Origin of the sequence: Corynebacterium sp. HMSC069E04 (assembly GCF_001813175.1) — a bacterium.
Classification (GTDB): domain Bacteria; phylum Actinomycetota; class Actinomycetes; order Mycobacteriales; family Mycobacteriaceae; genus Corynebacterium; species Corynebacterium aurimucosum.
Window position 1 is genome coordinate 1 of the sequence record NZ_KV811654.1, and the last position, 9517, is coordinate 9517.

At 60.2% G+C, this 9517-nt stretch carries 11 protein-coding genes; 5 read left to right on the plus strand and 6 right to left on the minus strand.

The window, feature by feature from the left end; all coding sequences use genetic code 11:
• Nucleotides 1-191 precede the first annotated feature (191 nt).
• From HMPREF2896_RS04045 to HMPREF2896_RS04065, 5 genes are read right to left on the minus strand one after another with little or no spacing between them, the layout of a single operon-like run.
• Entirely contained in the window at nt 192-455 is a 264-nt protein-coding gene (locus HMPREF2896_RS04045; protein WP_070447732.1) for a FitA-like ribbon-helix-helix domain-containing protein, read from the minus strand.
• 4 nt (nt 456-459) lie between these two features.
• Complete coding sequence (locus tag HMPREF2896_RS04050; protein WP_070447736.1) at nt 460-744, minus strand: hypothetical protein; 285 nt, start codon at nt 742-744, stop codon at nt 460-462.
• A gap of 9 nt (nt 745-753) precedes the next feature.
• A complete protein-coding gene (locus HMPREF2896_RS04055; RefSeq protein WP_070447739.1) occupies nt 754-1752 on the minus strand; it encodes a serine hydrolase domain-containing protein in 999 nt (332 codons plus the stop codon).
• Nucleotides 1752-2264: an ArsR/SmtB family transcription factor gene (locus HMPREF2896_RS04060; protein ID WP_070447741.1), complete on the minus strand. Its 513-nt coding sequence runs from the start codon at nt 2262-2264 to the stop codon at nt 1752-1754. Before HMPREF2896_RS04060 ends, HMPREF2896_RS04055 begins: the two co-directional genes overlap by 1 nt.
• Before the next feature lie 46 nt (nt 2265-2310).
• A complete protein-coding gene (locus HMPREF2896_RS04065; protein WP_070447763.1) occupies nt 2311-2982 on the minus strand; it encodes a 3'-5' exonuclease in 672 nt (223 codons plus the stop codon).
• Between the two features lie 127 nt (nt 2983-3109).
• On the opposite strand from HMPREF2896_RS04065, the gene ligA reads away from it, so the two are divergent.
• From ligA to HMPREF2896_RS04080, 3 genes are read left to right on the plus strand one after another with little or no spacing between them, the layout of a single operon-like run.
• Nucleotides 3110-5134 carry an NAD-dependent DNA ligase LigA gene (gene ligA, locus HMPREF2896_RS04070; RefSeq protein ID WP_070447743.1) on the plus strand — a complete coding sequence of 675 codons (2025 nt, stop codon included), beginning with the start codon at nt 3110-3112 and terminating at the stop codon, nt 5132-5134.
• The gene (locus tag HMPREF2896_RS04075; protein WP_070447746.1) at nt 5131-5901 is read left to right on the plus strand and encodes an HAD family hydrolase; all 771 of its coding nucleotides are present in this window, start codon (nt 5131-5133) and stop codon (nt 5899-5901) included. Before ligA ends, HMPREF2896_RS04075 begins: the two co-directional genes overlap by 4 nt.
• Nucleotides 5898-6656, plus strand: coding sequence for an HAD family hydrolase (locus tag HMPREF2896_RS04080; protein ID WP_070447749.1), 759 nt, complete (start codon nt 5898-5900; stop codon nt 6654-6656). The genes HMPREF2896_RS04075 and HMPREF2896_RS04080 overlap by 4 nt, the downstream gene beginning before the upstream one ends.
• A gap of 6 nt (nt 6657-6662) precedes the next feature.
• On the opposite strand, the gene HMPREF2896_RS04085 is transcribed toward HMPREF2896_RS04080, so the two are convergent.
• On the minus strand, nt 6663-7322 hold the full coding sequence (locus HMPREF2896_RS04085) for an ACT domain-containing protein (RefSeq protein WP_070717943.1): 660 nt from the start codon (nt 7320-7322) through the stop codon (nt 6663-6665).
• A 207-nt stretch (nt 7323-7529) separates the two neighbouring features.
• Between HMPREF2896_RS04085 and gatC the strand changes: the two genes are divergently transcribed.
• The gene (gene gatC / locus HMPREF2896_RS04090; protein ID WP_070447754.1) at nt 7530-7832 is read left to right on the plus strand and encodes an Asp-tRNA(Asn)/Glu-tRNA(Gln) amidotransferase subunit GatC; all 303 of its coding nucleotides are present in this window, start codon (nt 7530-7532) and stop codon (nt 7830-7832) included.
• A 2-nt stretch (nt 7833-7834) separates the two neighbouring features.
• Entirely contained in the window at nt 7835-9319 is a 1485-nt protein-coding gene (gene gatA, locus HMPREF2896_RS04095; protein ID WP_070447757.1) for an Asp-tRNA(Asn)/Glu-tRNA(Gln) amidotransferase subunit GatA, read from the plus strand.
• Nucleotides 9320-9517: the final 198 nt, after the last annotated feature.

Below are 9517 nucleotides of genomic sequence, written 5' to 3' on the forward strand. Positions count from 1 at the left end.
AGGGTGTCCACTAAACGAGGGTAACCTCAGAACAGTGGTGGAACGCCGAAGGTGGGTCGGAAGGGATTCTCGTGCGGGGACATAGCCTCATCTTAGAGCATTGGGAGATTTGGGAGACTTTTAAGAATGTGGAGATTTGGGAGACTTTTATGAGGACGTCGACTAGGGAGACCAATAATCTCCCTAGTCCTCTATGCGTCTCGTCCGGCGCGGATTGCGGCGACGACGTCGAAGTCTCCCTTCATATCGATAGGTGCACGACGGGAGAGTTCGGCCGCCTTTGCTTCGATGGACTTTCTGTTGGCAGTGGATGGGGATGACGCGGCGATAGTGAGGATGTTGCGCACGTAGTCTTCGAAGGAAACACCAGCGGTAGCGGCGCGGTGCTGAAGAGTTGCGATGGTTGTACTGTCTACGTCTTGGATTTCAACGGTGCAGGTAGGAGAGGAGCTCATAGTGCTATCGTACGGGAGCTTCTTGACCAGCGTCTGTGCCGCTAGAAGGCTGCAAGGCCTGCCAAGCTACCGCGCCGATGTGCAGCGAGCAGGCTGCCACAAGAGCGTACCACCAGCCAAAATACACTGAGGTGTGCCACGACATGGCGTAGCCGATGAAGAGTATGGCGAGAATCGTAATCGCCGCGGTGACGAGGTGATTTGCCGTGGAAAGGGGTTTTCGCAGAGCCTTCCATGCGGCCCAGAGCTCCGAAGCGGTGATGACGGCGAGCGCTACGGTGAGGAACATGCTTACTCCTTAAGATGCGAGCTCGTCGAATAGAGCTTGGGCGAGGTCTTCGGTGCCGGCGAGGGAATCGTTGTTGGCGAAGGCGGCGCGCTTGGTCTCTGGTTCGATGATGAGCATGGTGGAGTAACCGTAGGTGCCGCCGTTGTGCCAGTACCCAGCATTGTCCTTGCTGGGAGGCTGCCAGCCGTAGTCGGTATCGCCGTTGTCCATAAACCACTCGGCGAACTTGGCCATGTCACTCGCCGTGGAGCGGATCGCTCCCGCGGGTGCGGAACCTTCCATCTCCCAGGGCTCGGCGTGGCGGCCGGTATTGGTAAGTCCCCGTGGGGCGTCGTCAGGCACAGAGCCCGGCGTCATGAGATAGGTTTCGGTCATGCCGGCTGGCTCAAAGATGCGTTCTTTGAGCATCTGCTCATAGGGCTGCCCGGCGGCGGTCTCTACAATATGACCCAAGAGCCCGTAGCCAAGGTTGGAATAGGATTCTTCGCCGCGGTCCTTTAGCTCGGCCTTCGTGGCAGCGTCCACGATGTCCTCTACGGTCTCACCTTCATAGGGATTCGAACCGGTGATCGTTGAAGCGAAAAAGCTGAGGACGTTCGCTTTGGCGACGGCGGGTAGTCCAGAGGTGTGGTCGAGCAGCTCCCTTACGGTGACGTCAGCGACGGGCGCATCGCCGACATTGAGGACCTCGCCCACAGTGGTGTCAGTTCTCAGCTTTCCCTCTTCGACGAGCTGGTGGGCCAGTTCGCCGGTGAACATCTTGGTCACGGAGCCGATTTCGACCTCCGTGTGCTCGTCGCTGCCCAGCCCTGCAAAGGTGACCTTGCCGTCCTGGAGGGTAAAAGCGGTGATGTTGTGGAAGCCGGACTCTGAGTGCTCTTCCAACTGGGCAGCTAAGGCTTCGTCGCCAGTTTTGTCTTTTGCCAGAGCAATTCTTTGCGGCCCCGTGATGAGCAGGATGGCTGCAACGGCAATGGCAGCGATGACGGCTAGGGAAATTCTACGCATTAGTGGTCCTCGCTTGCAGTGATGATGGTCAGCAGGGGGATAACTCGGGCGGGGCGGATGGCATATTCGCCACCGGACTTTGTGGTCCAACTGGCATGGGTCAGTGCGCTCAAGTGGTGATAGGCGGTGCCTGTGGAGGAGACGATGTCCTCTTCGACGAGCTCAGCGGCTGTCGCGGGCGCGGCGAGGAGGCGGCGCAGGATTTCACCGCGGACCGGATGTGCGAGCGCGGATAGGCGCTCGAGGTTTTCTGTCCAATCCTCGTCAGTGATGAAGTTGGTGGGGCGCTGCCATTGATAGGCATAGGTGCGCTTGCCGACGTTTATGTTGCCGCCAAAGATGACGGAGCCGTCGGGAAGCTGCTCGTTGGGTGCGAGGGCGTCGACCAGCCAGTAGGCCGAGCTTTCTCCAGTGGCGGATGCGGGGTCGGCGTCAGTGGGTGTGGTGCGCCCCTCAAGCGCGGCGACGCGCGTTTCAAGTTCGGCGAGGCGTGCTTCGACTGTCGTTTTCATGTTTTCTAGAATTCCAGAACTCTAGAAAACTGGCAAGGGGGCAGGCTTAAGAAATCATCGGCCATGCGGTGGAGACATCGGAGGCATCGCGCCCGCGGCCTTCCAGATACTTCTTGAAGGATTCGCGGTCCTTGTACCACTCGACGGCCTGGTATTCCATGAGCTCGTTGGTATCCATCTGTGCTAGCTCGGGGAAGTGCTGGCGCACCTGCTTCCAGGCCACGCGGGCGGCCGCCAAAGCGTCGGCAGTCGCCTCATGCGCGTTGCTCAACTCCACGCCGTAGTGGGCGGAGACCTCTTCCAAGGTGCGCTTTCCCTTGCGCCACTTGTCCTTAACACGATCGATGACGAAAGGATCGAACACCGGACCGTTGACCGTGAAGTCCCCGGTCAGCGCGCGTAGCACGGATAGGTCGTAGGCGGCGTTGTAGACAATGAGCGTGAGCCCCTCCTCCCAGGCCTGATAGATGGAATCGACCGTTTCCTTGAGCACCTCCTCGTGCGGGCGACCCTCCGCGCGGGCCTTCTCGGTAGTGATTCCGTGGATCTTGGCGGCTTCCTCGGGGATTTCCACGCCGGGGTCAGCGAGCATTTCCCGCTTGTCCACTTCGCGCCCGTCGATACGCACCAGGGCGGAGGTGACGATACGGGCTTCTTTGGGCTTTACGGAGGTGGTCTCAAGGTCGAAGGAGAGCATGCGGGTGGCGTCGAAGTTCATGGACAACACTCTAGCGCCCGGCTCGGACATGCACTGTGGAAGTACTGCAGAATGACGGACGAACCTTTGCAGAATGACCATCCGCAGGTCACAGGCATGTCCGGCAGTCCCGCTACACTAGTGACTCGTGAGTGATGCAGTAGATATCCAACGCGAATGGTCCGAGCTTGCCCAGGAAGTGCGCAAGCACCGCGAGTTGTACTACAACGGTGACCCGTCGATTCCGGATGCGGACTTTGACGCGCTCTTCCAGCGTTTGTTAGCGCTGGAGGCAGAGCACCCGGAGCTACAGACTCCGGATTCGCCTACCCAGCAGGTAGGTGCTGCTCCGGAAGGTGCTGTAGATATCGAGCACCTGGAGCGCCTGTACAGCTTGGACAACGTCTTCAGTGCGGATGAGCTGCAGGACTGGCTGGACCGCACGCCGGCTGAGGCTTATTTGACCGAGCTGAAGATTGATGGCCTGTCCATTGACTTGGTCTACCGCGACGGCAAGCTTGCCACGGCCGCCACGCGTGGTGATGGTCGTGTGGGAGAGGACATTACTGCCAATGCGCGCGTTATCCCGGACATTCCGCACGAGCTCACTGGCACGGATGAGTATCCGGTTCCCTCCCTGGTGGAGATCCGCGGCGAGGTGTACATGCGCCCGGATGAGTTCGAGGAGATCAACGCAGCGCGACGTGAGGACGGCAAGCCCACTTTTGCCAACCCCCGCAACGCGGCGGCAGGTGGGCTGCGCATGAAGGACCCGGAGGACGTCAAGAAGCGTCGGCTCCACATGGTTTGCCACGGCATTGGCGCACGCGAGGGTTTCCAGCCCACTTCGCAGCACGATGCCTACAAGGCCCTGGAGTCTTGGGGATTCCCGGTCTCTCCTTATACCCAGCGCGTGACCACCGCCACGGAGGTTCAAGAGCGGGTGAGGTACTGGGAGGAGCACCGCCACGATGCCTACTTTGAGATGGATGGGCTCGTCATCAAGGTCGATGACCTGGCCAGCCAGCGCGCGTTGGGCGCGACCTCCCGCGCGCCTCGCTGGGCTATTGCCTACAAGTACCCGCCGGAAGAGGTCACCACCAAGCTCCTCAACATCGAGGTAGGTGTAGGGCGCACAGGGCGCGTGACGCCTTTCGCCATTATGGAACCGGTCTTCGTTTCTGGTTCGACGGTGTCCATGGCAACCTTGCACAACCAATTCGAGGTCAAGAACAAGAACGTCCTTATCGGCGATACCATCATCATCCGCAAGGCCGGAGAGATCATCCCCGAGGTCCTCGGCCCCGTTTTGGATAAACGTGATGGCAGCGAGACCGAGTGGGTCTTCCCGGAGAATTGCCCTGCCTGCGGTACGAAGCTGGCGCCACAGAAAGAAGGCGACCAAGACTGGCGCTGCCCGAATACACGCAGCTGCCCCGCGCAACTGGCAGCGCGCCTAGAGTACTTGGCCTCCCGCAAGGCGCTCGACATTGGCGAGCTGGGGGAGAAGGCGGCCGCAGATCTGATTTCCTCCGGAGTGCTCAAGGATGAGGCGGACCTCTTCGATCTTGATGAAGAAGCACTCCTCAAGTCCTCGGTTTATACTACCCAGAAGGGTGCGCTCAATGCCTCCGGTAAGAAGCTGCTGGAGAACCTCAAGACGGCCCGTCAGGCTGAATTCTGGCGAGTGCTGGTAGCGCTGTCTATCCGCCACGTTGGCCCCATCGCGGCGCGTGCGCTAGCCACCCGCTTTGGTTCCATGGAGACGCTGCGCGCGGCCTCGGTGGAGGAGCTAGCGGATACCGATGGTGTGGGCAGCATCATCGCGGAATCCTTCAAGCAGTGGTTCGAGGTGGAATGGCACGACAATATCGTGCAGAAGTGGGCCGCTGCTGGGGTCACGATGGAGGAAGAAGCCAGCGACAAGCCGGCGCAGACACTTGAAGGCATCACCGTCGTGGTGACCGGAACCTTGGAGAACTTCACCCGCGATTCCGCCAAGGAGGCCATCATCACCCGTGGTGGAAAAGCATCCGGCTCTGTATCGAAGAAAACGAATTACGTCGTAGTTGGAGAGAATGCTGGCTCGAAGGAACAGAAGGCCCGCGATCTGGGGCTGACCATCTTGGATGAGGAGGGCTTTAACCGGCTTCTTGAAACGGGCGAGGCATGAAGCTAGCCGCTTTCGACTTAGACGGCACCATCTACTTTGACGGGCATATGCCCGACGAGGTACCGGAGGCGATTGCCCGGTGGCGTGCTGCGGGCAACCTCGCCGTTGTGGCCACCGGTAAGTCGCCGCACTCGGCGCGGCGTGCTCTTGAGCCCTTTGGCGTCGAATTCGACTATTACCTGCTCTGCAACGGCACCCTCATCATGAATAGTTCCTATGAGCTGCTCTATGAAAGCCATGTGCCGCCCGGGGTAGTCCGCGCTGTGTATGAGCGGGTTCGTGATATCCCGAAGCTCGACCTGTATTGCACGCGCCTGGAAGGTCCGGACGGGCACCTCGTCCGCAACGTGGCCGGGGTGCACAACCCCATCATCAGCGAGCCTGTACCGGTCGCGCCCGAGCGCATCGAGGAAGAAGTCTTCCCTCTCGTCGCCGCCTGGACGCCGGACGATCCAAGCCTGCAGAAAGAGATCGCGCAATGGGTTACTGAGCGCTTTCCCGTCGGCACCGCGATGAACCGCAACTTCTTCGACATCACTCCACCTGGCCACGACAAGGGCTGTGCCTTGACCTGGCTGCTACGTCACTTGGGAGTCAAGCGTTCCGAGATTGAGCTGATCACCTTAGGCGACGGACATAATGACCTGCCCATGCACGCGCTTGCCGATATCTCCCTTACCTTCCCCTGGGCGCAACCCGAAATCCAAGAGGCGTGCACCGCGGTGGTGGACTCGGCCGTGAAAGGCCTAATAGACTACGGCTCATGAAGATTGCGGCTTTGGACATGGATGGCACTGTTTACGTCAACGAAGACATAACTGAGGCAGTAAAGGAAGCCATCGCCGCATGGCGGGCCGCTGGCAACCTCGCTATCTCTGCGACGGGCAAGTCCATTGCCAACGCCCGGAACACACTCGAGCCATTCGGGGTGGAGTTGGATTATCACGTGCTCTACAACGGCACCGTCATCACGGACGGCGATTTCTCCATCCTGCACGAGGAGCACTTGCCTAGTGATGTCGTCCAAGCCGTCATCGACCGTTTCACTGGGCTGCCATTAAATATCTACCTGACGGGCTTGACTGGGGCTGACCAAGTGGCGTGGGACGGCCTGGCTGGCCGTGAATCTTCGATGGTGGCGAATACGGAAGTGGTGGATCTGGGGGACGTCGCCAAGCGCAGCACCGTTCTCATGTCCCTGTGGATTCCGGGCGACGCCGAGCTACGCCGCGAAGTCGACGAGTGGGTGCGTGCGAATTGCGATGTTGAGTCCTCGTTCAACTGCGATTTCTACGACATCATGCCACCCGGACACAACAAGGGCGAGGGCTTGACACGACTGCTTGGTCACCTCGGCCACGAAGAGGCTGAACTCTACACCTTCGGCGATAGCTTCAACGATCTCTCGATGCATTCCATCGCCACCGAGTCCTTCACGTTCCCGGGAACACACATCACCGACGAGGTAGACCACGTGGTTCCTGACGTCGCCGCGGGCCTCAGCATATTGCTCGACCGCTAGGTCGAACTAGGTGAGGAAGGCGCCCAGGATGGCGCCCAAGTCACCCAGGTGCTCGACCTCGGAAGCGAGATAATCGGGCCCGCCAACGCGGCCCATCACCACGACATAGTTCGTGCCTACGAGGGGAGCGGCCGCCAGTGCGGATTCGATGAGGGTCCACGATTCCGGGATCCACGTGTCCTTCTCCGGATTGAGCACGCGGGCGGAGGTGATGTTGAGGTCGGTGGGGATCGAGCCGTCGTCGGCAGGTGCGGCGTCAGAGGCGGCAATGCGGCTGATCTTCTCATCGTTCGCAATGACGATGGCCCAATTGGAGGTCAGTGCCTTGGGAATTGCCGCGCAGACTTCCTTCATCGCGGCGGTTACGTTGCGCTGCGAGGCAACCTTCGCCAGTACATGGATCTGCCCGCGGCGGTCAACGCGGCCGCTGAACGGACGGATGGAATCAATTTCTACGCCTTCCACGGCCTGGGCTGCCGTGATGATCTCATCTGCCATGGTGGACTGGGGGAGATCGAGCACGATGTCATCCATGACCGTCCCGTCAGGGAAGTTTTCTACGATGTCGACGGAGCGAATATCGGCCTCGATGTTGCCCATCGCGTCGGCGAGGAGGCCAAGGCTGCCGGGAGTGTCAGGGAGGAGGACACGGACGAGGTACGACATATCGTTCTTTCTGGGGAAGATGACTAGGTAGGGAATTCTTGATATGAAAAGTTTATAGAACTTGATCGATGGTACCCAACGTATCGAATACTATTCAATAGCTCGTGTTGCGTTTAGGGGAGGAGCGGTGGTGGCGTGGCATCAGCCGTGCAGTACCATGGGTGCTTAGCTATCAACCGTCTCAATGAATAAAAGGATGGAGTTCGCGTGTCTGATATTTCGCGTGACGAGGTCGCGCACTTGGCAAAGCTGTCGCGATTGGCCCTGAGCGAGGAAGAACTGAAACAGTTCGCCGCGCAGATCGACGAAATCGTGGATTCCGTGTCCGCGGTTGGCAAGGTCGAGGCTGAAGGTGTGGAGCCGATGTCGCACCCGCACTCCGTTAACGCCCCCATGCGTGAGGACGTTGTCGTGCGAACCCTCACTGCTGAGCAGGCCTTGGACCAGGCCCCCGCAGCTGATGAAGATCGCTTCATGGTTCCGCAGATTCTGGGTGGAGGAGACGAATAAGAATGGCACAATTCATTGCGCCCACCGAGGGCATTACCGCGCTGACCGCCGCCGAGCTGGCTGAGAAGATTCACTCTCGCGAGCTCACCTCCCGCGAAGTTACTCAGGCCTTCCTGGACCGCATCGCGGAGACCAACGGCGAACTCAACGCCTTCCTGCATGTTGGTGCTGAGGAAGCACTGGCGGCTGCCGACGCCGTCGATAAGTCCCTCGACGCTGGCGAAGCGCCCGCTTCCGCGTTGGCCGGTGTGCCGCTAGCCCTCAAGGATCTGCTGGTGACTACCGACGCCCCCACGACCGCCGCCTCCAAGATGCTGGAGGGTTGGGTGTCACCTTATGACGCTACGCTGGTGACCAAGCTGCGCGAGGCCGGCATTCCGATCTTGGGTAAGACGAACCTCGATGAGTTTGCGATGGGCTCCTCTAACGAGAATTCTGCCTACGGTCCGGCTCACAATCCGTATGACACCGAGCGCACCCCGGGTGGTTCCGGTGGTGGTACCGCTGCGGCTCTTGCCTCCGGTCAAGCCCCGCTGGGTATCGGTACTGACACCGGCGGCTCCATTCGCCAGCCTGCCGCTTTGACCAACACCGTGGGCGTGAAGCCGACGTACGGCACCGTTTCTCGCTATGGCCTCATCGCTGCTGCAAGCTCTTTGGACCAGGCAGGCCCGACCGCGCGCACGGTCCTAGATACCGCGTTGCTGCACGAAATCATTGCCGGCCACGACTCCTTCGACGCCACCTCAGTGGATAAGCCGGTCGCGCCGGTAGTCGCGGCCGCCAAGGAAGGCGCCAATGGAGATCTTTCCGGCGTCAAGGTCGGCCTGATCAAGCAATTCGAGCGCGACGGCTGGCAGCCGGGCGTGATGGAGGCCTACCACGCCGCGGTTGAGCAGCTGAAGTCTCAGGGCGCAGAGATCGTCGAGGTTGACTGCCCGCACTTCGACGATGCTCTCGCGGCGTACTACCTCATCATGCCGTGTGAGGTCTCCTCCAACCTGGCCCGCTTCGACGGCATGCGCTACGGTCTGCGTGTCGGCGATGATGGAACCCACTCTGCGGAAGAGGTTATGTCCCTGTCCCGCGCGGCTGGTTTCGGCCCCGAGGTTAAACGCCGCATCATGCTGGGTACCTACGCGCTGTCCGTCGGCTACTACGACGCCTACTATTTGCAGGCACAGCGCGTGCGTACCCTCATCGCCCAGGACTTTGAGCGTGCTTTCGAGCAGGTCGATGTCCTCGTATCCCCGACCACCCCGACCACGGCCTTCAAGCTGGGGGAGAAGGTTGAGGATCCGATGGAGATGTACAACTTTGACCTGTGCACCCTGCCGCTGAACCTCGCTGGCGTGTGTGGCATGTCTGTCCCTTCCGGCATGGCCTCCGACACCAACTTGCCGACCGGCCTGCAGATCATGGCCCCCGCATTCCAGGACGACCGCCTGTACAAGGTCGGCGCCGCCTACGAGGCAGGACGCAAGTAGCCCGCAGAACCGTATTCGGTAGTAAATCTGAGCCGGTGACTTCTCACGGAAACGTGGGAGGCCACCGGCCCTCGTCGTTTTATTCGACGGTGAGGTTTAGAAGGGGATGTCGTCGGTGCTGGCATCTGTGTCGGTGTTGTCCGCGTCTTCGGCTTCGGCTTGGGCTTGGGCTTGGGCTTGTTGTTGTGCGTAGTCGTC

What these genes read in the sequence shown, in the direction of transcription:
- HMPREF2896_RS04055 (WP_070447739.1), bottom strand. Translation starts at nt 1,752, where the DNA reads ATGCGTAGAATTTCCCTAGCCGTCATCGCTGCCATTGCCGTTGCAGCC.
- HMPREF2896_RS04085 (WP_070717943.1), bottom strand. Translation starts at nt 7,322, where the DNA reads ATGTCGTACCTCGTCCGTGTCCTCCTCCCTGACACTCCCGGCAGCCTT.
- HMPREF2896_RS04060 (WP_070447741.1), bottom strand. Translation starts at nt 2,264, where the DNA reads ATGAAAACGACAGTCGAAGCACGCCTCGCCGAACTTGAAACGCGCGTC.
- HMPREF2896_RS04065 (WP_070447763.1), bottom strand. Translation starts at nt 2,982, where the DNA reads ATGAACTTCGACGCCACCCGCATGCTCTCCTTCGACCTTGAGACCACC.
- HMPREF2896_RS04075 (WP_070447746.1), top strand. Translation starts at nt 5,131, where the DNA reads ATGAAGCTAGCCGCTTTCGACTTAGACGGCACCATCTACTTTGACGGG.
- HMPREF2896_RS04080 (WP_070447749.1), top strand. Translation starts at nt 5,898, where the DNA reads ATGAAGATTGCGGCTTTGGACATGGATGGCACTGTTTACGTCAACGAA.
- HMPREF2896_RS04050 (WP_070447736.1), bottom strand. Translation starts at nt 744, where the DNA reads ATGTTCCTCACCGTAGCGCTCGCCGTCATCACCGCTTCGGAGCTCTGG.
- gatA (WP_070447757.1), top strand. Translation starts at nt 7,835, where the DNA reads ATGGCACAATTCATTGCGCCCACCGAGGGCATTACCGCGCTGACCGCC.
- HMPREF2896_RS04045 (WP_070447732.1), bottom strand. Translation starts at nt 455, where the DNA reads ATGAGCTCCTCTCCTACCTGCACCGTTGAAATCCAAGACGTAGACAGT.